The sequence below is a fragment of the Ruegeria alba genome (assembly GCF_022321465.1).
In the GTDB taxonomy this organism is placed as follows: domain Bacteria; phylum Pseudomonadota; class Alphaproteobacteria; order Rhodobacterales; family Rhodobacteraceae; genus Ruegeria_B; species Ruegeria_B alba.
The window spans coordinates 97,793-120,718 of the sequence record NZ_JAKOEM010000005.1; the positions used below are offsets into that span (position 1 = coordinate 97,793).

The following is a 22,926-nucleotide window of genomic DNA, read 5'->3' on the forward strand; positions in this document are numbered from 1 at the left end:
CATCCCTGTCCAGCCTCTTTGATGTGATCGGCCGCTTAACCGCAGGTGATCCAAACTCGCGACTTGCCCCTGCGGGCAAACTTGCATAGATACCACGCGGTACACGCCACCGGCCGCAGGAATACCATGGAAAACGTCGTCCTCATCATTCACCTTCTCCTGGCTCTGGGCCTGATCGCCGTCGTCCTGATGCAGCGGTCCGAAGGTGGCGGCCTGGGCATGGGTGGCGGCGGCGGCGGCGTGATGACCGGCCGGGCGGCCGCAACCGCGCTCAGCAAGGTGACCTGGGTTCTGGCCATCGCGTTCATCGTGACCTCGATCACCCTGACCGTGATCGCGGCGCAAAAGGCATCGGGCACCTCGGTCATCGACCGTCTGGGCGTTCCCGCGCCTGCGGCATCCGAACCGGCGACACCCAGCGTTCCAGCAGGTAGCGACCTGTTGCCGCCCAGTGCGGGCGACAATGCACCCCTGGTGCCCAAGGCCGACTGATCTACAACAGTTTGCACTCCTGGTGAGGGCCGCAACAGCATCTTGCGGTTCTCTTGCGCAATTGGCGCGAATCCTTTATACGTGAAGTCCCGTGATGCTGCGGTTTTTCCGAAACCGCCGGGCAGCTGATTTATGACTTCTCACGGGGGCAGCCGAACACTCATGGCACGTTTTATCTTCATCACCGGCGGTGTCGTTTCTTCGCTTGGCAAAGGTCTGGCCTCGGCCGCATTGGGCGCGTTGCTGCAAGCGCGCGGCTTCTCAGTCCGCCTGCGCAAGCTCGACCCCTATCTGAACGTCGATCCGGGCACCATGTCGCCTTTTGAACATGGCGAGGTCTTCGTCACCGATGACGGTGCGGAGACCGACCTGGACCTCGGCCATTACGAACGCTTCACCGGGGTGGCGGCGCGCAAGACGGACTCGGTCAGCTCGGGCCGGATCTATTCCAACGTGCTGGAGAAAGAGCGGCGCGGCGACTACCTCGGCAAGACCATCCAGGTCATTCCCCACGTCACCAACGAGATCAAGGATTTCATCTCGATCGGCGAGGACGAGGTCGATTTCATGCTCTGCGAGATCGGCGGCACCGTCGGCGATATCGAGGGCCTGCCCTTCTTCGAGGCGATCCGCCAGTTTTCCCAGGACAAGCCGCGCGGCCAGTGCATCTTCATGCACCTCACCCTGCTGCCCTATATCAAGGCGTCCGGCGAGCTGAAGACCAAGCCCACCCAGCACTCGGTCAAGGAGCTGCGTTCGATCGGTCTGGCCCCCGATATCCTGGTCTGCCGCTCCGAAGGCCCGATCCCGCAGAAGGAGCGCGAGAAGCTGGCGTTGTTCTGCAATGTGCGTCCCGACAGCGTGATCGCTGCACAGGATCTGAGTTCGATCTATGACGCGCCGCTGGCCTATCACCGCGAGGGGCTGGATCAGGCGGTGCTCGACGCGTTCCAGATCAGCCCCGCGCCCAAACCGGACCTGTCGAAATGGGAGGATGTAAGCGACCGCGTCCACAACCCCGAAGGCGACGTCAAGATCGCGATCGTCGGCAAATACGTACAGCTCGAAGACGCCTATAAGTCTATCGCCGAGGCGCTGACACATGGCGGAATGGCCAACCGGGTCAAGGTGCGCATCGAATGGGTCGATGCAGAGATCTTTGAAAAGGAAGACCCCGCCCCCCATCTCGAAGGTTTCCACGCCATTCTTGTGCCCGGCGGCTTTGGCGAACGCGGCACCGAGGGCAAGATCAAGGCGGCGCAATATGCCCGCGAACACCAGGTCCCCTATCTGGGCATCTGCCTGGGCATGCAGATGGCGGTGATCGAGGCGGCGCGCAATGTGGCCGGCATCGCCGGAGCTGGCTCCGAGGAATTCGACCACGAGGCCGGCAAGAAACGGTTCGAACCGGTAGTCTATCACCTCAAGGAATGGGTGCAGGGCAATTACAAGGTCAGCCGCAAAGTCGATGACGACAAGGGCGGTACCATGAGGCTGGGCGCCTATGACGCGGTTCTCAAGGAAGGCTCCAGAGTGGCCGAGGTCTATGGCGGCACCGCGATCGAAGAACGCCACCGCCACCGCTACGAGGTGGATATCAAATACCGCGAACAGCTGGAAAAGGCGGGCCTCTGCTTCTCGGGCATGTCGCCCGATGGACGCCTGCCCGAGATCGTCGAATGGACGGATCACCCGTGGTTCATCGGCGTTCAGTACCACCCCGAGCTGAAATCGAAACCCTTCGACCCGCACCCGCTATTTGCCGATTTCGTGCGCGCGGCCAAGGAAAGCTCGCGCCTGGTCTGAACGGCGGTTGGGGGCTCTGCCACCGTCCCCTGCGGTGACTCCCCCAGAGATATTTGGAACCAGAAAGAAGCAGGACGGGATTTAGGCTTCTTTCTGGTCCGCAATACTCCGGAGCGCGAGGCAGCGCCTCGCATTCCGCACCAAAGGTGCGGCACCAGACGAATGCGCCGCAGGCGCTCAATTTGACAGCGATCAGGCGGACTCGCCCCAGGTCTCGGCCAGCACCCGCATCCAGTTGCCCCAGCAGATGCGCTCGATCCGGGCCGCAGGATAGCCGTGCCGCTCCATTGCCTCGATCAGGGCCGGCAACTTGTCGACCGAATTGAGCCAGCCAGGCGGCGTGCAGCCATCGTAATCCGAGCCGATTGCCACGCCCTCCTCGCCCAGCCTGTCCAGCAAGTGGTCGAATTGCGACATCAGCCACGCTGCGGGAATGTCATCGTCCGGGCGCCCGTCGGGGCGCAGGAAGGTGGATTCGAAATTCACCCCCGCCAGGCCTCCGCTCTCGGCCATGATCCGCAGCTGTTCATCGGTCAGGTTGCGCGCATGCGGTACCCGTGCATGGGCGTTGGAATGGGTCGCCACCAGCGGGCGCGTCGATATCGCCGCCACGTCACGGAAGCCGGCCAGGTTCAGGTGGCTGAGATCGACCAGGATCCGCATCTCGGCGCAGCGCGCGATCAGGGCGCGGCCGCGCTCGGTCAGGCCCGGCCCGATATCGGGGCCGGAAGGATAGCAGAACGGTACACCGTGACCAAAGGCGTTGGGCCGGCTCCAGACCGGCCCGAGCGAGCGCAGACCCAGCGCGTATAGCTCCTCGAGTTCATAGAAATCGGAGCCGATTCCCTCGGCCCCTTCCAGATGCAGGATTGCGGCCAACAGCCCTTCGTCCCGAGCCCGCGCGATCTGGCCAGTGCTGGTACAGATCCGCAGCGCTCCTGCCTCTTCCAGCGCCACCAGCGTGTCGGCCTGGGCCCGGATCATCTCCCAGGCCTGCGGTTCGGGCACCGGTTCGGGCAGAGGCAGATCGTATTCCGGGCCCAGCGCGCTGAAATCCGTGGCACCGTCAGAACGCGCCCAAAGCGCGAAGAAACCGCCACCAAACCCCCCAGCCCGCGCGCGCGGCAGGTCGAGTTGCCCCGGCAGCCCGGTCAGGAACCCACCCGCGGCAGCCCGGCCACCGGCGCGGGCGAGCTCGGTCAAGACATCGTTATGGCCATCGAAGACAATCATGCCAGCAAGTTTGCCCGATTTCCGCGCCTACACAAGCGGGATTGCATCGCCGGGCGTTGCGCGCCACCCTGCGCCCCGAACGACGAGGAGACAATCATGCCCAAAGGATACTGGGTCGCCCATGTGGATGTGGACGACATGGACACTTACAAGAGTTATATCGCGGCCAACGCGGCGCCTTTTGCCGAATATGGCGCCCGGTTCCTGGTCCGTGGTGGCGGGAGCGAGACGCGCGAGGGCCAGGCCCGCGCGCGCACCGTGGTGATCGAGTTTCCCAGCTATGAGGCGGCGCTGGCCTGTTACGACAGTCCCGGCTATCAGGCGGCCAAGGCCCTGCGTGACCCGGTCTCGACCGGCGATCTGGTTATCATCCAAGGCTATGACGGGTAGAACACGCTTGGCCAGACGCAACATATGGGATAGATTGCGCCCATGCTGAAAAAGTTCCTTCAGGCCTTTCGCCCGCCTTCTCCGACGCCGCTGCCCGACCCCGATGCCGAGCTTGCGCTGGGTGCGCTTCTGGTGCGCGTGGCCAAGGCGGACCGCGAATACCAGGTCGAGGAGATCAGCCTGATCGACCGGATCCTGGCCCGGCTCTATGGTCACAACGCCATAGAGGCGGCCAAGGTGCGCGCAACCTGCGAAAAGCTGCACGCCGCCGCGCCCGACACCGATACCTTCGGCAAGCTGATCCGCGAGACCACGGGCCTCGAAGAGCGGCTTGCCGCGCTGGATGCGCTTTGGGAAGTGGTGCTGGCCGATGGTCTGCAACGCGAGGGTGAGCTGAAGATCGTCGAAGAGGCGCGGATTGCCATGGGTCTCAGCCGCAAGGACAGCGACGGCGCCCGCGACCGCATACTGGCGCGCGCGGGCTAGGTCCGTCGCCACCAACGACCAGACCCGGATGGAGTCGCCATGTTCCGAGAGTTTCTGACCCGGCTGACACAGCCGCAGCCCGCGCCGCTTGACGATGGCGATGCGCGTCTGGCGCTGACCGCGCTCTTGGTGCGGATCGCCCGCGCGGACAATGACTATGCCCAGGCCGAGCGGGACCGGATCGACCGGATCGCAGCCGCCCGCTATGGGCTGAGCCCGTTCGAGACGGCGCAGCTGCGCGCCCGCGCCGAAGAGCTGGAGGCCGAGGCACCCGATACCGTCCGCTTTACCCGCGCGATCAAGGAGGCCGTCGCCTATGAGGAGCGCCGCGCCGTGGTCGAGGCGTTGTGGTCGGTGGTACTGGCCGATGGGGAACGCGCCCAGGAAGAGGACGCGCTGTTGCGGCTGGTGGCAAACCTGCTGGGCGTCAACGACCGTGACTCGGCCCTGGCACGGCAAAAAGCGGCAAGCCGATGACCGCCATGCTGGGCATGTATGACATGCCGCCCCTGCGCGCCGCCAATGACCGGTTCTGGGCCTTGGTCCGCGCCGAACTGGGATATGGCCCCGAAACGCTCGACCGGACACGCGATGTCTGGGCGATCTGGCGCGATCCCGAACTGGTGCTGGCGCAGACCTGCGGCATGCCCTATCGCACCCGTTTGCATGGCCATGTGCAGCTGGTGGGCACTCCCGATTACGGGCTGCCGGGCTGCGCGCCGGGGCATTACCGATCCGTCTTTGTGGCGCGGGTCGACGATACGCGCGACCTGCCCGAGCTGGCGACTGGCACCTTTGCCTATAACGAGGCGCTGTCGCAGTCGGGTTGGGCGGCGCCTGTAACCCATCTGCAAGGGGCCGGGCTGGCCCCTGCCGCGCTGCTGGAAAGCGGCGCGCATGCGGCCTCGGCCGCGGCCGTGGCCGAGGGGCGGGCCGATCTGGCGGCGCTGGATGCGCTGACCTGGACGTTGCTCTGCGAACACACCGATCTGGGTGCGCGGCTGCGCGAGGTGGCCCATACCACGCCCACCCCGGTGCTGCCCTATATCACTGCGCCGGGACGGGATGCCGCCGCTATTGCCGCCGCCGTCCGGACGGCGATTGCGAATCTGGACCCGGCCGATCGTGCGGCACTGCATCTCAAGGGGCTGGTTGACATTCCTGCCTCGGCTTATCTGAGCATCCCCAATCCGCCGGCACCGTCTGCTATTTGTTCCGCAGACTGATCATTTCGTCGGGTTAACCGGTACAAACCGTCGATTTGAACATTGCAATGTGTCGGTTTTTCCGACCTAGTACCGCCCTAACACGCAAAACAAGACATCGGGACACCACGTGACAGAAACCGCCCCCGTTATCCAGATCAAGAACCTGCACAAGAGCTTTGGCCAGCTCGAAGTCCTCAAAGGTGTCGATATCACCGCCCATCGCGGCGACGTGGTGTCGTTGATCGGCTCATCGGGATCGGGCAAATCCACGCTGCTTCGTTGCTGCAACCTGCTCGAGGACAGCCAGCAGGGCGAGATCCTGTTCAACGGCGAACCGGTCCGCTGGACCGGCAGCGGCAGTTCCCGCCGCCCGGCCGACCCCAAACAGGTGCTGCGCATTCGCACGAACCTGAGCATGGTGTTCCAGCAGTTCAACCTGTGGGCCCATATGACCATCCTGCAAAACGTGATGGAGGCGCCGATCCACGTGCTGGGCCGCGACCGGGCCGAGGTCGAGGAGAGCGCGCGGCGCTATCTCGACAAAGTGGGGATCGGCGACAAATGCGACAATTACCCGGCCCAGCTGTCGGGTGGCCAGCAGCAGCGCGCTGCCATCGCGCGCGGCCTGTGCATGGAGCCGCAGGCGCTGTTGTTCGACGAGCCGACTTCGGCGCTCGACCCCGAACTGGAGCAGGAAGTCATCAAGGTGATCCGGGACCTGGCCGCCGAGGGCCGCACCATGATCATCGTCACCCATGACATGAAGATGGCCGCCGATATCTCGTCCCATGTCATCTTCCTCCACCAGGGGCTGGTCGAGGAAGAGGGGACCGCCGAAGATATCTTTGCAGCGCCGAAATCCGAGCGTTTGCAGGGCTTTCTTTCCGTCACCAAGGCCGCATAATCAAAATACCAACGACAATGGGAGTCTCTCAATGAAGAAACTGATTCTGACCACCGCCGCGCTGGCGCTGACCGCCGGCATGGCCATGGCCGACACCGTGCGCATGGGCACCGAGGGCGCGTATCCTCCGTACAACTTCATCAACGACGCGGGTGAAGTCGACGGGTTCGAGCGCGAACTGGGCGACGAGCTGTGCAAGCGCGCCGGCCTGACCTGCGAGTGGGTCAAGAACGACTGGGATTCGATCATCCCCAACCTGGTGTCGGGCAACTACGACACCATCATCGCCGGCATGTCGATCACCGACGAGCGGGACGAGGTGATCGACTTCACCCAGAACTACATCCCGCCGACCGCCTCGTCCTATGTCGCCGCCTCTGATGGCGCCGACCTGTCGGGCATCGTCGCGGCCCAGACCGCCACCATCCAGGCCGGATACATCGCCGAAAGCGGTGCGACGCTGGTGGAATTCGCCACGCCCGAGGAAACCATCGCCGCCGTCCGTAACGGCGAAGCCGATGCGGTCTTTGCCGACCGGGACTATCTGGTTCCGATCGTCGAAGAATCGGGCGGCGAGCTGATGTTCGTGGGCGATGACGTACCGCTGGGCGGTGGCGTCGGCATGGGTCTGCGCGAAAGCGACGGCGAGCTTCGCGGCAAGTTCGACGCGGCCATCACCTCGATGAAAGAGGACGGCACGCTGAACACCATGATCAAGAAATGGTTCGGCGAAGACGCCGCCGTTTACGAATAAACCCTGCGGGCGGGCCTGCCGATCGCGGCAGGCCCGATCCCATGCGGCCACCATTGCCGCGCCCTGCCCCGCAAAGGCCCGCCGATGTTCTCCTACTGCACCGATCCCGACACGCTGGACACGGTCCGCTGGTTCTCCTGCTTTCTGACCAACGGCGTGCACCTGTCCTTCTACTTGTCCTTCCTCAAGGTTCTGGTTCTGCTGCTGGTCACCGCCCCGGTGGCGCTGGCGGTGGGCTTTGCCGGGGCCATGGCCACGCGGGCCACGCTGCCGCCGCTGCGCTGGCTGGGCGAGGGCTATATCGCGATCATGCGCGGCGTGCCCGACATTGCCTTCTTCCTGTTCTTCGTGATCGCGCTGGATCAGGCGTTCGAATGGACCCGGCATCAGATCCTGTGCCCCGACTGGACCGATCCGATCCGGCAGGGCAACGATTTTCTGGTCTGCCCCGATGCCAAGCTGCCGCTGGGCCGGGCGGCGGAATGGGTGCATCAGACCTATTCCTTTTTCCTGGCGGTGGTGACCTTTGCCATCGTTTTCGGCGCCTTCGCGGCCAACGTGTTGCGCGGTGGCATGCGCGCCGTGCCCCATGCCCAGCTTGAAACCGCCGCCGCCTATGGCATGTCCCGGCGCCAGACCTTCTGGCGCATCCTGGTGCCGCAGATGTGGATCTATGCCCTGCCCGGCCTGTCGAACCTGTGGCTGATCCTGATCAAGGCAACCCCGCTGCTGTTCCTGCTGGGGATCGAGGATATCGTCTATTGGGCGCGCGAGATCGGCGGCACCAAGACCTCCAAGTTCACCGACTATCCCCATGGCGACTGGCGCATGTGGTATTTCCTGTTCCTGCTGGTCTTCTACCTGAGCTTCACCCGTATCTCGGAGATATTGCTTGAGAGGCTGACCGTCCGCCTCAGCCACGGCCAGGCCACCACCGGCGGTGAGGCCCTGCGCAAGGAGGCCGCGGCATGAAATCCTGCATCGACACCATCCAGGACTATGGCCTGCGCGCGATCGGTATCGGCGAGCGACTGTTGCCCCGGTCCGACTTTACCCTGTGCGAGCAGTTCACTCTGATCGGCTCTGGCATGATCTGGAACATCTATTTCGGCCTGATGGCGCTGGTCACCGGCTATTTCCTGGCCGTCACCCTGGCACTGGGCAAAAGCGCGTCCAACCCCTGGGCGCGGAAACCGGCGGAATGGTTCATCTTCATCTTCCGCGGCTCGCCCCTCTTCATCCAGTTCTTCTTTGCCTATTTCTTCTTCCTGTCGCTGAAGAAGAGCTATCCGATGTTCGACATGCTGACCTCGGCCTGGGCGGGTGCGCTGATCGTGCTGTTCATGAACACCGCCGCCTATTCTGCCGAGATCTTCTATGGCGCGCTGCGCACGATCCCCAAGGGCGATGTCGAAGCCGCTGACGCCTATGGCATGAGCGGCTGGCCCCGGTTCCGCCGCATCGTCTGGCCTACCATGATGCGGCTGGCATGGCCCGCCTATACGAACGAGGCGATCTTTCTGTTTCACGCCACCACGCTGGTGTTCTTTTCGGCCTTCCCGGCCTGGCAACAGCGTGGCGATGCGCTGTATTACGCCAGCTATTTCGCGGACAAGACGTTCAACCCGTTCGTCCCCTACCCGATTCTCGCCTTTTATTTCATCCTGCTGACCCTGGCGGTGGTGGGCGTGTTCGGTGTGATAAACACGCGGCTGAACCGGCACCTGCCCGCCGAACGCCGGCCCAAGATGCGCCTGCGCCCCAACCTGATGCGGTGACCCTTTCCCGTGGGGGTCACGGGGTGCTGGTCTGGCTGCTACTCCCAACCTGCCGCCTTGGCTGTCTGGACATGGTTTGATCCGGGACCGGTCTCCCATGACACGCGGTCGGACAAGACCATGGAAATATCGCTTGCCAGCCCCCCATGGCTAGTAGTAGAAATTTGATCAAATCTAACAGACATCGCGTGAGAAGGGCCCATGCAAGCCAAAAACTGGCTGCGGAAGAACCCGCAGGTAAGAACAATTCGTGTGGCCGCTGCCGACCTGAACGGCCAGCCGCGCGGCAAGCGCGTGCCCGGACGTTTTGCTGACAAGGCGATCGAGGGCGGCACCCGCTTTCCATTGTCGGTGATGAATCTCGACATCTGGGGCGAGGATATCGAGGACAGCCCGCTGGTGCTGGCCTCGGGTGATCGCGACGGTGTTCTGCAACCGACCGAGCGCGGTTTCATGCCGATGCCATGGCTCGACACGCCCACCGGCCTGCTGCCGATCTGGATGTTCCACGAAGATGGCCGCCCTTATGAGGGCGACCCGCGCCACGCATTGAACACCGTGGTCAAACGCTACAGGGCGCGCGGCCTGAAACCGGTCGTCGCGGTGGAGCTGGAATTCTTTCTGATCGACGACAGCGGCCGCCATTTGCAGGTGCCGCAATCACCGCGCTCGGGCAAGCGGCGCAAGGCGGGCGAGATCCTGTCGCTGCGCGCACTGGACCAGTTTGATCATTTCTTCACCGAGCTTTACGACGCTTGCGAAGTCATGGATATCCCCGCCGATACCGCCATCTCCGAGGCCGGTGTCGGCCAGTTCGAGATCAACCTGATGCATCAGGACGACGCCCTGCGCGCCGCTGACGATGCCTGGCTGTTCAAGATGCTGGTCAAGGGCCTGGCCCGCAAACACGGCTTTGCCGCCAGTTTCATGGCCAAACCTTACGAGGATTACGCCGGGTCGGGCATGCATATGCATTTCTCGGTGCTGGATGATGAGGGCAACAACATCTTTGACGACGGCACCGAGCGTGGCAGCGATGCGTTGCTGCACGCGGTGCGCGGCTGTCTGGACGCCATGTCGGGCAGCACGCTGATCTTTGCCCCCCACGACAACAGCTATGCCCGGCTGGTCCCCAATGCCCACGCGCCGACCGGCGTCGCTTGGGCCTATGAGAACCGCACCGCGGCCATCCGCATCCCCTCGGGCAGTCCGGTCGCGCGCCGGATCGAACACCGGGTCGCTGGCGGCGACGTCAATCCCTACCTGATGATCGCGGCGGTTCTGGGCGCGGCACTCAACGGGATCGAGGATGGCAAGATGCCACCCGAACCAATCTCGGGCAATGCGTACAAGGCGGATCTGCCCCAGATCCCCGATCGTTGGGACGCGGCGATTGACGCCTTTGAATCCGACCCGGCTGTCGCGCGGATTTTCGCGCCCGAGCTGATCCGCAACTATGTCATGACCAAGCGGCAGGAGTTCCGCTATTTTCAGGAGATGACCGAGAAGGAAAAAACCGAAGTCTATCTGGACACGGTCTGACCTGATCACGACATGGGCACTGCCGGAGCCCCGATCCGGCAAGTTTGATGACTGGTGACACATGAAGATCGGTATTCTCCTCACGGGCCACGCCCCGGATACGCTCATCGACGCGACCGGCGACTATGACGCGTTCTTTGTCCGCCTGCTGGGGCCACAGAGTTTTGAGTTTGAAACCTTTGCGGTGGTGGACGGTCAGTTCCCCAGCGGCGCCGAGGCCGCCGACGGCTGGCTGATAACCGGCTCGCGCCACGGCGTGTACGAGGACCACCCCTGGATCCCGCCGCTCGAGGCCCTGATCCGCGAGATCCGCGACAAGGGTCAACCTCTGATCGGCGTGTGCTTCGGCCACCAGATCATCGCCCAGGCCCTGGGAGGCAAGGTCGAGAAATTCAAAGGCGGCTGGGCCGTCGGACCCACAGAATACGACATGGGCGGCGAGCAGGTGACGGTGAATGCCTGGCACCAGGATCAGGTCGTGGCCCTGCCAGACGGGGCCGAGGTTCTGGCCTCGAACGACTTTTGCCGAAATGCGATGGTGGCCTATGGCGACACCATCTGGACCATTCAGGCACATCCGGAATACGACAACGAGTTCATCGGCGGGCTGATCCGGACCCGTGGTCGCGGCGTGGTGCCCGACCCTGTACTCGACGACGCGACCGGGCGGCTCGACAGCCCGCTCGACAGCCCCGCCATCGGCAAGCGCATGGCGGAATTCTACAAGAAAGCGAGGGCCTGACATGGCCGACTGGACAGAAAATCTCCCCGAGGCCGCGCAGGCCTATCTGGAAAACCGCCGTCTGGACGAGGTGGAATGCATCATCTCGGACCTGCCCGGCATTGCCCGCGGCAAGGCGGTTCCGGCAAGCAAATTTGCGCGGCAGGACTATTTCCACCTGCCCGACAGCATCTTTTACCAGACCATCACAGGTGACTGGGGCGATGCCGCCGGAGACGAGGGCTTTATCGAGCGGGACATGATCCTGCGCCCCGATTACTCGACCGCGACCGCCGCGCCCTGGACCGGCGACTGGACGCTTCAGGTGATCCACGACGCCTATGACCGCGACGGCGACCCGATCCCGTTCAGCCCGCGCAACGTGCTGAGACATGTGGTCTCGCTCTATCATGCGCAGGGCTGGAAACCGGTCGTAGCCCCCGAGATGGAATTCTATCTGGTGGCCCGCAACCTGGACCCGGCCAAGGAGATCGAGCCGATGATGGGCCGCTCGGGCCGTCCCGCCGCCGCGCGGCAGGCCTATTCGATGACCGCGGTCGACGAATTCGGCCCGGTGATCGACGACATCTATGACTTTGCCGAGGCTCAGGGCTTCGAGATCGACGGCATCACCCAGGAAGGCGGCGCCGGCCAGCTGGAAATCAACCTGCGTCACGGCAGCCCGGTGCGGCTGGCCGACGAGGTGTTCTATTTCAAGCGGCTGATCCGCGAGGCGGCGCTGCGCCACAATTGTTTCGCCACTTTCATGGCCAAGCCGATCGAGAACGAGCCGGGCAGCGCCATGCATATCCACCATTCGATCGTCGATATGGAAACCGGCGAGAACATCTTCTCGGGCCCGCAGGGGGGCGAAACCGACGCCTTCTATCACTTCATCGCGGGTTTGCAGAACCACCTGCCCTCGGGTCTGGCGGTGATGGCACCCTATGTGAATTCCTATCGCCGCTACGTGAAGGACCATGCCGCGCCCATCAACCTGGAATGGGGCCGCGACAACCGCACCACTGGCATTCGCGTGCCGCTCTCCGGCCCCTCGTCGCGGCGGATCGAGAACCGGCTCGCGGGCATGGATTGCAACCCCTATCTGGGCATCGCGGTCTCGCTGGCCTGCGGCTATCTGGGCCTGATGGAAGAGGCGCGCCCGCGCAAGCAGTTCCGGGGCGATGCCTATGACGGCGAGGGCGATATCCCGCAGGTGATGGGCGACGCGCTGGACATGTTCGACGAGGCCAAGGCCCTGCACCAGGTGTTGGGCCCCGAATTCGCCCGCGTCTACAGCATCGTCAAACGCGCCGAATACAACGAGTTCCTGCAGGTGATTTCACCCTGGGAACGCGAACACCTGCTGATGAACGTCTGAGCGGTCAAAACCGTTCTCCTTGACTGGCGGGAAAGGTCACCCTTTCCCGCCTTTTTCCTGTCTGCAATCCTGAATGGCCGTTCAAGTTGGTCTTGGTTCTGTTACGCAACTGTTTTACAATTCTCAAAGATTGAATTCGGGAATCTCAAATATGACACTGCCGCCCAACGTTCACGACGCCGAACCCATCCCCGCCGCCGCGCGCGAGGCCATCGACGCGCTGATGCAATCGGGTGACCTGTTCCGCTATACCGCACCGCAGGATGCGCCGGTGGCCCTGCTCGAGGCGGAGTTCGCCGCGCTGCTTGGGTCGAAATACGCGCTGGCAGTGTCGTCCTGCTCGGCGGCGCTGTTCCTGTCGCTCAAGGCCTTGGGCCTGCCGCGCGATGCGCGGGTGCTGATCCCGGGCTTCACCTTTGCCGCCGTGCCCTCGTCGGTCGTACATGCCGATTGCGTGCCGGTCCTGTGCGAGGTCGGCGCCAATTACCGGATCGACATGGCAGATTTCGAAGCCAAGCTGGACGGCGTGCAGGCGGTGATCATCAGCCATATGCGCGGTCATACTTCGGACATGGACGCGATCATGGCGCTCTGCGATGCGCGTGGAATACCGGTGGTCGAGGACGCGGCGCATTCGCTGGGCACCACCTGGCACGGGCGCAATATCGGCACCATCGGCCGGGTCGGCTGTTTCTCGTTCCAGTCCTACAAGATGATCAACGCGGGCGAAGGCGGCATCCTGGTGACCGACGACGCCGATCTGGTGGCGCGCGCGGTGATCATGTCGGGCGCGTATGAGCATAACTGGAAGAAGCACAAAGGGCCCGAGGGGCAGAACTCGCCCGAACTGGCCGAGGCCTTTGCCCACTGGCAGAACATGCTGCCGCTTTACAATCTGCGCATGTCGAACCTGAGTGCCGCGGTGATCCGCCCGCAAATCCCCGAACTGGCCCGCCGGGTGCGCGACGGGTTGACCAACCACGACTATGTAGCGGACCGCCTCAACACCTCGCCCTTCATCGACGTCCCCGCCCCGCTTGCTCCGGAACGGCGCGCCCCGGATTCGATCCAGTTCAACCTGATCGGGCTGGACGAGGCCGAAACCCGCGCCTTTGCCGCCGCCGCCGAGCGACGCGGGGTCAAGGTGCAGGTCTTTGGCCTAAGCGAGGACAATGCCCGCGCCTTCTGGAACTGGCAGTTTCTGGGAGAGGTGCCCGATCTGCCGCAGACCCGCGCCATGCTGATGCGCGCCTGCGACGTACGACTGCCGGTGCGGCTAAGCCGCGCCGAACTGGATGTGGTGGCCGATATCCTGCTGGCCGCGATGGCAGAGGTAACCGGCCCTGCGCGCGCCTATGGAACCTAAGGCGCGCCGCGCTTAGCTGAGCTTGGACAGTTTGCGTTGCAACTCGGCAAGCTGTTTTTTAATGTCGTCCAGGTCCTCGCCCTGTTCACTCTTGTCGCCCTCTCCCTCCTTACCGGGTCCGCTCCAAGTGTTGCCCAGGCCGCCGGTCATGGCGCGGATGAAGGCCTCCTGCTGGGCCTTGAGCGCTTCAAAACCCGGCATCTGCGCCATCGGGTTAATGGCGTTCATGTTCTCCATCAGCTTGGACTGGCTTTCGCGCAACATGTCGAACGAGCTTTGCAGGAATTGGGGCATCATGCCACCACCCGGCACCATATAGCTGCGCACCAGATCGTTCAGGACGTTGACCGGCAGCACATTCTCGCCACGGCTTTCATGCTCGGCGATGATCTGGAGCAGATATTGCCGGGTCAGGTCGTCACCGGTCTTGAGATCGACGATCTGCACCTCGCGCCCGGCCCGGATGAAGCCGGCGATATCCTCGAGTGTGACATAGTCGCTGGTCTCGGTATTGTACAAACGCCGGCTGGCATAACGCTTGATCAGCAGCGGTTTTTCCTGTTCGGCCACGACGTTACTCCCCATTATTGTCGCATTGCAGCGAGCCTATGCGAGCGCAGAACAAAAGAAAAGAGAAACGGCGCGGCATGCTGCCGCCCAAGGGGCGGCCCCGGAATTTGAACAAATTCCGGGAGAGAAAATTCTACGAATTTTCCAGGCCGTTTTCCGGGTCGGAAAACGGCGCCCCGCAACAAGAAAGGGCAGGTCTTTCGACCTGCCCTGCGGTATCGCACCAAAGGGGGAGGAGAGCGGTGCGCCCCGCCTGTTGTCTTACTTCGCGGCTGCGGCCTTCTTGGCGGCGGCGGTCACGTCGTTGGTGGCTTTTTTCACAGCGGCGGTCGCATCTTCGGTGATGTCCTTGCCGGCAGCCATCAGCAGCTCGACGGTGTCCATCTGCACTTTTTTGGCGATCTCGGCGAAGGCGGCCATGTTCTCGGCAGCGACTTCGGCCGATGCGCTGGCGAAATCGGTCATCGCCTTGGCATAGTCTGCCGGCTCTGCCTTTGCTTTCGACATGTCGCTCAGCTTGGCCAGGGTTTCCTTGGTCCACTTGCTGGAGATCTCGGCCGATTTCTCGGCGGCTTCCAGAGCAACGCCCGACAGTTTCTCGTTCAGGGCTGCGGTCGACTTGAACGCGTCTTCCATTGCCTTGGTGTCAACGGGGAATGCGCCCATCATGTCTTTCATGATCGCGGAAAAGTCTTGGGTCTTTGCCATTGTCTCAATCCTCATTGCCGGGTCCGGGCCCACCCCGTTTCCTGCGGCTTGAGAGGAATATGCTTTCTGCGGCGCAGCATTTCAAGGAAAAAAATGCTGCGCCGCAGAAAAATTTCAGGAATGACGAAAAATCAGGTACTTGCCTTGGCCACCACGTAAGTGCCCGGGGCCGGGCACAGGCGGGGATGCTCCGAATCGCCGGTGTCGCGCGCCGGAATTTGCTTGCCCGCGCGCGGTTTCAGCCAGGCCGCCCACATCGGCCACCAGGATCCTTCGTTGAAATCGGCCTCGGCCAGCCAGGTTGCGGCATCGGCCTTCAGGTCGGGGTTGGTGTAATGGCCATATTTCTTCTTGGACGGCGGGTTCACGATGCCCGCGATATGGCCGGATTCGGACACCACAAAGGTTTTCGAGCGCGACCCCATCTTCTGCACTCCGCGATAGCAGTCCTTCCAGGCGGCGATATGGTCGGTCTCGCAGGTGATCGCCATCAACGGCACATCCACATCGCGCACATGCAGCGTGTGGCCCATCAGTTCGAACCCATCGCCCGCGAATTCATTCCGCTGGCAGAGCCCGCGCAGATATTGCACGGCCATCCTGGCCGGCAAGTTGGCGCCATCACCGTTCCAATAGAGCAGATCGAAGGCGGGCGGCGTTTCACCCAGCATGTAGCTCTGGATCGCGGGTTTGTAGATCAGGTCGTTCGAACGCAGATAAGAGAAGGTCCGCGCCATGATCCACGAGCGCAACACGCCCTCGCGGGTGACCTCTTCCTCGATTCCGTCGATGAAATCGTCTTGCAGGAACGGGGTGAACTCTCCCTGATCCGAGAAATCGGTGAGCGCGGTAAAGAAGGTCGCGGATTTCACCGACTTGTCGCCAGTCTGTTTCATCAGCGACAGCGTCAGGCTCAGCGTGGTGCCCGCGATGCAATAGCCCACCGCGTTGACCTGCTTGACCTTGCAGATCTTCTTGACCTCGTCGATGGCGGCCAGGAACCCGTCCTGGATGTAATCCTCCATCCCCACGTCGGCATAGCTGGCGTCCGGGTTGATCCAGCTGACCACAAAGATGGTGAACCCCTGCTCTGTCACCCACTTGATGAAGCTGTTCTGCGCCTTCAGGTCGAGGATGTAGAACTTGTTGATCCAGGGCGGGAACAGCACGATCGGGATCTCGTGCACGGTATCCGTGACCGGCTTGTACTGGATCAGTTCCATCATCCGGTTGCGATAGACCACGTCGCCGGGCGTGGTGGCGATATTGCCGCCCACCTGAAACGCCTTTTCATCGGCCAGCTTGACCACCAGTTCGCCATTGTTGGCCTCGAGATCGGTGATCAGGTTCTCCAGCCCCTTGAGCAGCGAGCGGCCCTCGGTCTCGACCGCGCGTTCCAGCGCGTCGGGATTGGTGGCGAGGAAATTGGTAGGGGCCATCATGTCGATGATCTGCTGCGAGAAATACTTGAGCCGCTTGAGATCCTTGTCCGGCAGGTCATCGACCGAGGCGACTGCCTGGGCCAAGGCGGCGGCGTTGGTTTGATATTGCTGGCGAATGAAGCGGAAATAGGGGTTGTTCTCCCACATGGGGTGCGAGAAGCGGCGATCCTTGGGGGCCGCGTCATCATCCTCGACCCCGCCGGTCATCAGCGCCTGCTGCGCCTCGGCGAAATTCATGACCGACTTGCCCCAGAATTCCAGCTGCTGTTCCAGCAACTTGGCGGGATTCTGCCAGGCCTCGGCCCAATAGGCGGTTGCTGCCTTTGCAAAAAGCTCTTGATTCGGGGCATCCAGTGCCGGGGTATGGGGCTTCTTACCGGCCATGATCTCGACCAGACGCTTCGAGAGTTCCTCGACCTTGGTCATGTTTTCCTTAAGCTGTTCAAATTGTTCGGCTGTCAAATGCGTCGACATATCTTCACTTGTTGTCATTTTAAGGAATCCCCCCTAACCTCGCTGCTATGCAGAATAACGTCGTGCATTGCGGGGGGCAAAGCGACGAATGGTCCGAAATCTCCAGGTGTGGCTTAGGAGGCCCGTTTCATGCGTTACATGATGACCTACGACTGGATGGAAACCGTTCGTAATACCAATCAATGGTTGGGGGCGACTGCCAATTCGATGGCATCCTACCCGCTGTTTTCCATGGTTCCGAACCCCGTCTTCAACTGGATGTCCGCCTGGGGTGAGGTGACCGAGCGCACGTTCCAACGCATGGTGGTCAAGCCCGACTGGGGCATTCGCACCTTTACCTGCGAGGATGGCAAAGACCACCTGGTCGAGATCAAGACCGTGGTCGAGCGTGACTTTGGCGATCTCATCCATATCAACGTCACGGGGCGCGAGACGCAGCCGCGTAAGGTGCTGTTGGTGGCGCCGATGTCGGGTCACTACGCGACGCTCCTGCGCTCGACCGTCAAGAGCCTGCTGGTCAATTGCGAGGTCTATGTCACCGACTGGCACAACGCCCGTGATATCCCGGTCTCGGCCGGCAAGTTCGATGTCGAGGATTACACGCTCTATCTGGTCGATTTCATGCGCGAACTGGGGCCTGACACCCATGTGATCGCGGTCTGCCAGCCCGCCCCGCTGACGCTGGCCGCCACCGCCTATCTGGCCGAGCTTGACCCAAAGGCGCAGCCCAGCACGCTGACCCTGATCGGCGGTCCCGTCGACCCCGACGCCACCCCGACCGAAGTGACCGATTTCGGCCGCCGCGTCACCATGGGCCAGCTGGAACAGTCGATGATCCAGCGCGTCGGTTTCAAATACCAGGGCGTTGGCCGCATGGTCTATCCGGGCCTGTTGCAGCTGGCCTCGTTCATGTCGATGAATGCCGACCGCCACTCCAAGGCCTTCAGCGACCAGATCCACCGGGTCATGCGCGACGAGGCCTCGGACCATGACGCGCACAACCGGTTCTACGACGAATATCTAGCCGTCATGGACATGACCGCCGAATTCTACCTCTCGACCGTCGAGCGAGTGTTCAAGAAGCGCGAGATCGCGCGCAACGCATTCATCGTCGATGGCCACAAGGTCGATATCAGCAAGATCACCGATGTCGCCGTGATGACCGTCGAAGGCGCCAATGACGATATCTCGGCCCCCGGCCAGTGTATCGCCGCACTCGACCTGTGCACCGGGCTGGCCGACAGCAAGAAAGCCAACCACCTGGAACCGGGCGCGGGCCATTACGGCATCTTTGCCGGGCGCAGCTGGCGCGACAATATCCGGCCGCTGGTGATCGACTTCATGAACACCAACAGCCGCAAAGGCAAATCGCTGCGTCCTGCCAACAAGAACAGCGCCGCCTGATCATGGCACGGGCCAAGGCGACCGAGCTTGCCTTTGCCTGTTCCTGCGGGGCACTGGCGGGGCATCTGACTGCCGATGCTGTCCGCACTGGCACCAGGGTCGGGTGCCACTGCCCGGATTGTCGCGCGGCCGAGCTCTACTTCGATCAGCCGGACCCGGCGCCGGGTCCGGTGGATATCTTCCAGACCAGCCCCGACGGTTTCGTGATCGACCGCGGCGCAGAACATCTTGCCCTGATGCGCCTGTCCCCCAAGGGCCTGTTCCGCTGGTACTCCAAATGCTGCAACAGCCCACTGGCCACGACGCTCAATTCCGCCAAGAAGCCCTTTGTCGGGGTGAATGTGCGTCGGCTGGCCGATCCCGATGCGTTGGGCCGCACCCGCGCCTATGGATTTGTGCCCCAGCCCGATGGCAGTCGCAAACACCGCAACATCGCCCCCGCCGTCTATGGCTTGCTGACGAGGATGCTGGCCGGGCGGCTGTCGGGGCGCTGGCGCAAGACGCCGTTCTTTGACAGCAAGACCGGTGAACCGGTGGCCAAGCCGCAGGTGCTGGACAAGGAAACGCGCGCAGCGCTTTAACGCTGAGGCTCGGCCAGCCAGGCCTGCAATGCTTCGGTCACCACGTCAGGCGTTTCGAGGGTGGGCAGGTGACCAGCCTCGTCGATCACAGTCAATCGCGCATGAGCGACCAGATCCGCGATAAAGCTGTGTCGCTTGACCGGGGTCAACCTGTCATGGGCACCGCACAGGATCAGGGTCGGCACCCGGATCTGGCGTAAGGCGCTCTGCTGATCTGGACGGCGCTGCAGCGCCCGCATCTGCCGCACGAACTGGTCCGGTCCAGCCTCGAGCCCCATTTGACGCACGACCTCGAGCACCTGCAACCGGCCTGGCCCCGGCGCCAGGCTTTCAGGGCGCAGCACCTGGCCCAGCGCCTGTTCCAGTTTGCCGACCCGGGCGCTGATTATCAGCGGCTCCCGCGCTGCGGCGATTTGGGGCGTGTCGGTCTGGGCATCGGTGGACATCAGGCATAGCCGACTGACCCGTTTGGGCGCGCGCCTGATCATCTCCATCGCCACGATACCACCCATGCTGAGCCCTGCCAGCGCAAAGCGCGCGGGCAGATGCGGCAGCAGGTCCTCGACGATCCGGCTGATCTGATCAGCCTGTCCTACGGGGCAGACGGTCACGGCGCGCGAACGCGAGAGAACCGCCAGTTGCGGTGCAAACAGCCGCGCATCGCAGCACATGCCCGGCAGGAAAACCAGTGGCTCGCCCATATGTCTCCCTTTCGCCCCAGAACCGTCACTCACCGGCAGAATGGGCAGTTATCGGCGACAGGACAAGCCCTGCCTAGGGATAGGCGATGCCGCGAAAGGGCGGAAAATCGGCATAGGCCCGGCGCCGTTCGTCCAGCGGCATCGGCGGCTCCTGCCCGGCCACCACCAGCCGTCCGCGCGGCGCGATATAGCTGTCGATCCGGCGCAAGGGCACGGGCCGCCACACCAGGTTAAAGGCGCAGAGCTTGGGAAAGAACCAGATCTCGGAATAGTCCAGGTGATCGTGCAGCCACCAGGCCAGATCGCGCCAGTCGCGCCCCTGCACATAGCGGTCGGCAAACCAGGGGATCACCACTGACGCCCCGGCAATCCGCGCCTCTCCCCGGCCCCGGTCCCATATGTGGCATTCCAGCGGATGATCGTTGCGAGCACAGTTCAGGCGGTTCTCATTGCCGAACCGGTTGAGCGATGCCGAGCGATAGCCCGAGCGCACTGCGATGCGCCCGAACGTCTCCTCCAGCGGGTCCATCAGCGTCTCGCAAAAGGCACGCCCGGTCTCGATCGCCAGATCGGGATCGTCGGGAATGTTCTGCTGCGCATGGAAATTGCCGATCTCGGAGTAAAGGAAATCGCGCATGAAGAAATGCCGTGACAGGCGCACACGGCCCAGGGTCTCCAGGCTCCACATGCTGCCCGGGCGGCGCATCAGCCGTACCCGTTCCAGCGAAACTCGCCATTGGGTCCCAGTGCCGAAAACGGGTTATGGGCGATCTCCCAGATGCTGCCATCCGGGGCGCGGAAATAGCCGTGATAACCGCCCCAGAACACATCTGAGGCGGGTTTGAGGATCTCGGCCCCCGCCGTCTGCGCACGCTCCAGTAACGCATCAACCGTTTCCCGGTCGCGGCAATTATGGCTCAGCGTCATCGCCCCCTGCCCCAGCGCGCCCACCGGCAAGCCGATATCCTCGGCCAGCGCCGCCAAGGGATAAAGGCCCAGAACCTGCCCGATCAGGTCAAAGGCGATCACCCCGTCCGGCGTCTCGACCCGGCGCCAGCCCAGCGCCTCGTAAAACGCCGCCGCCGCCTCGACATCCTCGGCGCCGATAGTGATCAGGCTCACCCGCTGGTCCATCATTCTATTCCCTGTTCCCGCAGCCAGGCGAGCATGCCCGCAACCGCGATATCTGTTTGCCCCGGCGACATGATATCGCCCGCGATCACATGCGAGGACGGGTCGTCGCCCGGCCCCATGGTGACAGTGCGCATCTCGGCCGGTCCGCCCCAGCGCCGGGCGACCTCGCCCGTCAGATCGGGGCGCACCACCTTGTCGTCGGGCGAAAGCCAGAACAGGGCCGGCATCCGGGCCTGCCCGAAATCGAGCGCCACCACCGTCTTGACCAAGGCCGCCATCGGCACCAGCGCCGACCAGCTGTAACGGGTGGTCCAATAGGTGTTCTTGTCCGGATCGGGGCTGCTGGCATCCCGCTCGCCACCCATGACCGCGGGCAACCAATAGCGCGCGCCCGGCAGGGTCGGAACAAAGGCCATTGGGTCGTTCACCCCGAAATTGGGCGAGACAAGGATAATCGCGGCCACATCGGCCGACATGCCGGGGTCCAGCGCCGCCGCCGCCGCCAGCGTGCCACCGGTCGAGGTGGCCATGACGATCACCCGCTCGCCAACCGCACGGCCCGCTGCCAGCGCCTCGGCCGCATCCCGCATCCAGCCCGATGCGCTGCCCTGTTCCATCGCATCGCTGCCGCGTCCATGACCTTGCAACCGGGTATAGACCAGATTGGCGCCCAGCGCCTGGGCAATGCGATCGGGCACCGGGCGGATTTCCTCGGAGGTGGCCGAGAACCCGTGCAGATAGACCAGCGCATAGGGCGTCCGGCGCTCATATCCGTCCGGCGCCCAGACCACACGTTTTTCGACACCCGGCGTGATATCGGCAAAACGCGACTCGATACTCTCGAAATAGACCTGCACACCCTCGCCGAACTTGCGCGGATCGAACCGGGCCTTCAGATCGACGGTTTCATAGGGACCAAACCACCAGGCCAGCCCCCCCGCCAGCGCAAGAACAGCCAGGACACGCCCCAGAAACTTCCCAAACCGTCGCATCAGCCAACTCCCCGCACGTCGATCACCGCGTCCTCGATAATCTTCAGGCAGGTCTCGTCCGAAAAGCGGTGATCGGCATCCTTGACCAGCAAGAGGCGCATGTCGGGCCCGGTAGCATGGTTCAAGAGGCGCACCGCCGTATCGACCGACACCGCCGTATCGGCGGTGCCTTGCAGGAAGCGCACCGGGAACGGCAGATGCAGCGGCGCGCGCAGCACCAGATGGTTGCGCCCATCCTCGATCATCCGGCGGGTGACGATATAGGGTTCCATATAGTCCGAGGGCAGTTCCACCCGGCCCTCGGCCGCCAGCTGCGCCTTTTGGCCCGCGTCAAACCCGGCCCACCAGCCATCCTCTGTGAAATCCGGCGCTGCGGCGATGGTCACCATGCCCGCGATCCGCCCTGGCCGCGCCCGCGCCAGCAAGAGCGCCTGCCAGCCGCCCATCGACGAGCCCACCACGATCAACGGCCCCTCGGTCAGGCGATCGACCGCGGCCAGCGTGTCCTGATGCCAGTCTCCGATCGCGCCCTCGTCGAATATGCCTGAGCTTTCACCATGCCCGGAATAGTCGAACCGCAGAAACGCATGTCCCCGCCCACGTGCCCAGGCCTCCAGATGCACCGCCTTGGTACCCTCCATGTCCGACTTCAGCCCGCCCAGGAACACGATGCAGGGGCCGTCGCCCGGGGTGAGATGATAGGCGAGGCTGCGCCCCTGGTCGGTTGTCAGAGTATCGCTCACCGGGCTTTTCCTTTGCTGGTCGTTTTCCCAAGCCTCCATCGCTTTGCAGGCGGGTGCAAGGCTCATTAAGTTACCATATTGTCACGTGACTATAGAATCACATATAGTCGCAACAT

Annotated in this window: 25 protein-coding genes; 16 read left to right on the top strand and 9 right to left on the bottom strand. The window is 63.2% G+C overall.

The features are described 5' to 3' along the window. The first annotated feature begins 126 nt into the window (after positions 1-126). Both secG and pyrG read left to right on the top strand, forming a co-directional pair. Complete coding sequence (gene secG / locus MB818_RS08345; RefSeq protein ID WP_238904777.1) at positions 127-492, top strand: preprotein translocase subunit SecG; 366 nt, start codon at positions 127-129, stop codon at positions 490-492. A gap of 162 nt (positions 493-654) precedes the next feature. Further along, positions 655-2,298, top strand: coding sequence for a CTP synthase (gene pyrG, locus MB818_RS08350; RefSeq protein WP_238904778.1), 1,644 nt, complete (start codon positions 655-657; stop codon positions 2,296-2,298). A gap of 192 nt (positions 2,299-2,490) precedes the next feature. Here the strand turns inward: pyrG and MB818_RS08355 are convergent, their stop codons facing one another. Next, positions 2,491-3,531 (bottom strand): dipeptidase, encoded by a 1,041-nt coding sequence (locus MB818_RS08355; protein ID WP_234216263.1) that lies wholly within the window; start codon positions 3,529-3,531, stop codon positions 2,491-2,493. 96 nt (positions 3,532-3,627) lie between these two features. On the opposite strand from MB818_RS08355, the gene MB818_RS08360 reads away from it, so the two are divergent. From MB818_RS08360 to MB818_RS08415, 12 genes are all read left to right on the top strand, one after another. Beyond that, positions 3,628-3,921 carry a DUF1330 domain-containing protein gene (locus tag MB818_RS08360; protein ID WP_234137789.1) on the top strand — a complete coding sequence of 98 codons (294 nt, stop codon included), beginning with the start codon at positions 3,628-3,630 and terminating at the stop codon, positions 3,919-3,921. A gap of 42 nt (positions 3,922-3,963) precedes the next feature. Next, positions 3,964-4,407, top strand: a complete 444-nt coding sequence (locus MB818_RS08365; RefSeq protein WP_234162981.1) for a tellurite resistance TerB family protein — start codon at positions 3,964-3,966, stop codon at positions 4,405-4,407. Positions 4,408-4,446: 39 nt separating this feature from the next. Then, positions 4,447-4,884 (top strand): tellurite resistance TerB family protein, encoded by a 438-nt coding sequence (locus MB818_RS08370; RefSeq protein ID WP_234137787.1) that lies wholly within the window; start codon positions 4,447-4,449, stop codon positions 4,882-4,884. Continuing rightward, positions 4,881-5,633, top strand: a complete 753-nt coding sequence (locus MB818_RS08375; RefSeq protein WP_234137786.1) for a phosphate/phosphite/phosphonate ABC transporter substrate-binding protein — start codon at positions 4,881-4,883, stop codon at positions 5,631-5,633. Before MB818_RS08370 ends, MB818_RS08375 begins: the two co-directional genes overlap by 4 nt. Before the next feature lie 109 nt (positions 5,634-5,742). After that, on the top strand, positions 5,743-6,519 hold the full coding sequence (locus MB818_RS08380) for an ABC transporter ATP-binding protein (protein WP_234137785.1): 777 nt from the start codon (positions 5,743-5,745) through the stop codon (positions 6,517-6,519). 31 nt (positions 6,520-6,550) lie between these two features. Then, entirely contained in the window at positions 6,551-7,273 is a 723-nt protein-coding gene (locus MB818_RS08385) for a transporter substrate-binding domain-containing protein (protein ID WP_234184122.1), read from the top strand. Between the two features lie 84 nt (positions 7,274-7,357). After that, complete coding sequence (locus MB818_RS08390) at positions 7,358-8,245, top strand: ABC transporter permease (protein WP_234216265.1); 888 nt, start codon at positions 7,358-7,360, stop codon at positions 8,243-8,245. Continuing rightward, positions 8,242-9,051, top strand: a complete 810-nt coding sequence (locus MB818_RS08395; RefSeq protein ID WP_234137782.1) for an ABC transporter permease — start codon at positions 8,242-8,244, stop codon at positions 9,049-9,051. Before MB818_RS08390 ends, MB818_RS08395 begins: the two co-directional genes overlap by 4 nt. 201 nt (positions 9,052-9,252) lie before the next feature. Continuing rightward, entirely contained in the window at positions 9,253-10,593 is a 1,341-nt protein-coding gene (locus MB818_RS08400) for a glutamine synthetase family protein (RefSeq protein WP_234137781.1), read from the top strand. A 61-nt stretch (positions 10,594-10,654) separates the two neighbouring features. Beyond that, positions 10,655-11,335 (top strand): type 1 glutamine amidotransferase, encoded by a 681-nt coding sequence (locus MB818_RS08405; RefSeq protein WP_234219068.1) that lies wholly within the window; start codon positions 10,655-10,657, stop codon positions 11,333-11,335. 1 nt (position 11,336) lies between these two features. Then, positions 11,337-12,695, top strand: coding sequence for a glutamine synthetase family protein (locus tag MB818_RS08410; RefSeq protein ID WP_234162983.1), 1,359 nt, complete (start codon positions 11,337-11,339; stop codon positions 12,693-12,695). Between the two features lie 151 nt (positions 12,696-12,846). Further along, on the top strand, positions 12,847-14,061 hold the full coding sequence (locus tag MB818_RS08415; protein WP_238904779.1) for a DegT/DnrJ/EryC1/StrS family aminotransferase: 1,215 nt from the start codon (positions 12,847-12,849) through the stop codon (positions 14,059-14,061). A gap of 12 nt (positions 14,062-14,073) precedes the next feature. Here MB818_RS08415 and phaR read toward each other — a convergent pair whose 3' ends face one another. From phaR to MB818_RS08430, 3 genes are all read right to left on the bottom strand, one after another. Then, positions 14,074-14,631, bottom strand: coding sequence for a polyhydroxyalkanoate synthesis repressor PhaR (gene phaR / locus MB818_RS08420; protein WP_234138099.1), 558 nt, complete (start codon positions 14,629-14,631; stop codon positions 14,074-14,076). A gap of 261 nt (positions 14,632-14,892) precedes the next feature. Continuing rightward, positions 14,893-15,339: a phasin family protein gene (locus MB818_RS08425; protein WP_234138096.1), complete on the bottom strand. Its 447-nt coding sequence runs from the start codon at positions 15,337-15,339 to the stop codon at positions 14,893-14,895. A 131-nt stretch (positions 15,340-15,470) separates the two neighbouring features. Continuing rightward, entirely contained in the window at positions 15,471-17,273 is a 1,803-nt protein-coding gene (locus MB818_RS08430) for a PHA/PHB synthase family protein (protein ID WP_238904780.1), read from the bottom strand. 111 nt (positions 17,274-17,384) lie between these two features. Between MB818_RS08430 and phaZ the strand changes: the two genes are divergently transcribed. Further along, positions 17,385-18,659, top strand: coding sequence for a polyhydroxyalkanoate depolymerase (gene phaZ / locus MB818_RS08435; RefSeq protein WP_234172214.1), 1,275 nt, complete (start codon positions 17,385-17,387; stop codon positions 18,657-18,659). A 2-nt stretch (positions 18,660-18,661) separates the two neighbouring features. Continuing rightward, positions 18,662-19,240: a DUF6151 family protein gene (locus MB818_RS08440; RefSeq protein WP_238904783.1), complete on the top strand. Its 579-nt coding sequence runs from the start codon at positions 18,662-18,664 to the stop codon at positions 19,238-19,240. Here MB818_RS08440 and MB818_RS08445 read toward each other — a convergent pair. The 5 genes from MB818_RS08445 to MB818_RS08465 form a co-directional block, all read right to left on the bottom strand. Beyond that, complete coding sequence (locus MB818_RS08445) at positions 19,237-19,941, bottom strand: alpha/beta fold hydrolase (protein ID WP_234162985.1); 705 nt, start codon at positions 19,939-19,941, stop codon at positions 19,237-19,239. The genes MB818_RS08440 and MB818_RS08445 overlap by 4 nt on opposite strands. Before the next feature lie 73 nt (positions 19,942-20,014). After that, the gene (locus MB818_RS08450) at positions 20,015-20,629 is read right to left on the bottom strand and encodes a hypothetical protein (RefSeq protein ID WP_238904785.1); all 615 of its coding nucleotides are present in this window, start codon (positions 20,627-20,629) and stop codon (positions 20,015-20,017) included. Positions 20,630-20,646: 17 nt separating this feature from the next. Continuing rightward, positions 20,647-21,075, bottom strand: coding sequence for a VOC family protein (locus MB818_RS08455; RefSeq protein ID WP_238904851.1), 429 nt, complete (start codon positions 21,073-21,075; stop codon positions 20,647-20,649). Next, positions 21,075-22,067: an alpha/beta hydrolase gene (locus MB818_RS08460; protein ID WP_238904787.1), complete on the bottom strand. Its 993-nt coding sequence runs from the start codon at positions 22,065-22,067 to the stop codon at positions 21,075-21,077. The genes MB818_RS08455 and MB818_RS08460 overlap by 1 nt, the downstream gene beginning before the upstream one ends. Beyond that, positions 22,067-22,810, bottom strand: coding sequence for an alpha/beta hydrolase (locus tag MB818_RS08465; protein WP_234144806.1), 744 nt, complete (start codon positions 22,808-22,810; stop codon positions 22,067-22,069). The genes MB818_RS08460 and MB818_RS08465 overlap by 1 nt, the downstream gene beginning before the upstream one ends. Between the last annotated feature and the right edge of the window lie 116 nt (positions 22,811-22,926).

What these genes read in the sequence shown, in the direction of transcription:
- MB818_RS08365 (WP_234162981.1), top strand. Translation starts at nt 3,964, where the DNA reads ATGCTGAAAAAGTTCCTTCAGGCCTTTCGCCCGCCTTCTCCGACGCCG.
- MB818_RS08410 (WP_234162983.1), top strand. Translation starts at nt 11,337, where the DNA reads ATGGCCGACTGGACAGAAAATCTCCCCGAGGCCGCGCAGGCCTATCTG.
- MB818_RS08450 (WP_238904785.1), bottom strand. Translation starts at nt 20,629, where the DNA reads ATGTGGAGCCTGGAGACCCTGGGCCGTGTGCGCCTGTCACGGCATTTC.
- MB818_RS08460 (WP_238904787.1), bottom strand. Translation starts at nt 22,067, where the DNA reads ATGCGACGGTTTGGGAAGTTTCTGGGGCGTGTCCTGGCTGTTCTTGCG.
- MB818_RS08430 (WP_238904780.1), bottom strand. Translation starts at nt 17,273, where the DNA reads ATGACAACAAGTGAAGATATGTCGACGCATTTGACAGCCGAACAATTT.
- pyrG (WP_238904778.1), top strand. Translation starts at nt 655, where the DNA reads ATGGCACGTTTTATCTTCATCACCGGCGGTGTCGTTTCTTCGCTTGGC.
- MB818_RS08375 (WP_234137786.1), top strand. Translation starts at nt 4,881, where the DNA reads ATGACCGCCATGCTGGGCATGTATGACATGCCGCCCCTGCGCGCCGCC.
- MB818_RS08400 (WP_234137781.1), top strand. Translation starts at nt 9,253, where the DNA reads ATGCAAGCCAAAAACTGGCTGCGGAAGAACCCGCAGGTAAGAACAATT.
- secG (WP_238904777.1), top strand. Translation starts at nt 127, where the DNA reads ATGGAAAACGTCGTCCTCATCATTCACCTTCTCCTGGCTCTGGGCCTG.
- MB818_RS08425 (WP_234138096.1), bottom strand. Translation starts at nt 15,339, where the DNA reads ATGGCAAAGACCCAAGACTTTTCCGCGATCATGAAAGACATGATGGGC.
- phaZ (WP_234172214.1), top strand. Translation starts at nt 17,385, where the DNA reads ATGCGTTACATGATGACCTACGACTGGATGGAAACCGTTCGTAATACC.
- MB818_RS08405 (WP_234219068.1), top strand. Translation starts at nt 10,655, where the DNA reads ATGAAGATCGGTATTCTCCTCACGGGCCACGCCCCGGATACGCTCATC.
- MB818_RS08415 (WP_238904779.1), top strand. Translation starts at nt 12,847, where the DNA reads ATGACACTGCCGCCCAACGTTCACGACGCCGAACCCATCCCCGCCGCC.
- MB818_RS08370 (WP_234137787.1), top strand. Translation starts at nt 4,447, where the DNA reads ATGTTCCGAGAGTTTCTGACCCGGCTGACACAGCCGCAGCCCGCGCCG.
- MB818_RS08360 (WP_234137789.1), top strand. Translation starts at nt 3,628, where the DNA reads ATGCCCAAAGGATACTGGGTCGCCCATGTGGATGTGGACGACATGGAC.
- MB818_RS08395 (WP_234137782.1), top strand. Translation starts at nt 8,242, where the DNA reads ATGAAATCCTGCATCGACACCATCCAGGACTATGGCCTGCGCGCGATC.
- MB818_RS08440 (WP_238904783.1), top strand. Translation starts at nt 18,662, where the DNA reads ATGGCACGGGCCAAGGCGACCGAGCTTGCCTTTGCCTGTTCCTGCGGG.
- MB818_RS08385 (WP_234184122.1), top strand. Translation starts at nt 6,551, where the DNA reads ATGAAGAAACTGATTCTGACCACCGCCGCGCTGGCGCTGACCGCCGGC.
- MB818_RS08455 (WP_238904851.1), bottom strand. Translation starts at nt 21,075, where the DNA reads ATGGACCAGCGGGTGAGCCTGATCACTATCGGCGCCGAGGATGTCGAG.
- MB818_RS08445 (WP_234162985.1), bottom strand. Translation starts at nt 19,941, where the DNA reads ATGGGCGAGCCACTGGTTTTCCTGCCGGGCATGTGCTGCGATGCGCGG.
- MB818_RS08390 (WP_234216265.1), top strand. Translation starts at nt 7,358, where the DNA reads ATGTTCTCCTACTGCACCGATCCCGACACGCTGGACACGGTCCGCTGG.
- MB818_RS08355 (WP_234216263.1), bottom strand. Translation starts at nt 3,531, where the DNA reads ATGATTGTCTTCGATGGCCATAACGATGTCTTGACCGAGCTCGCCCGC.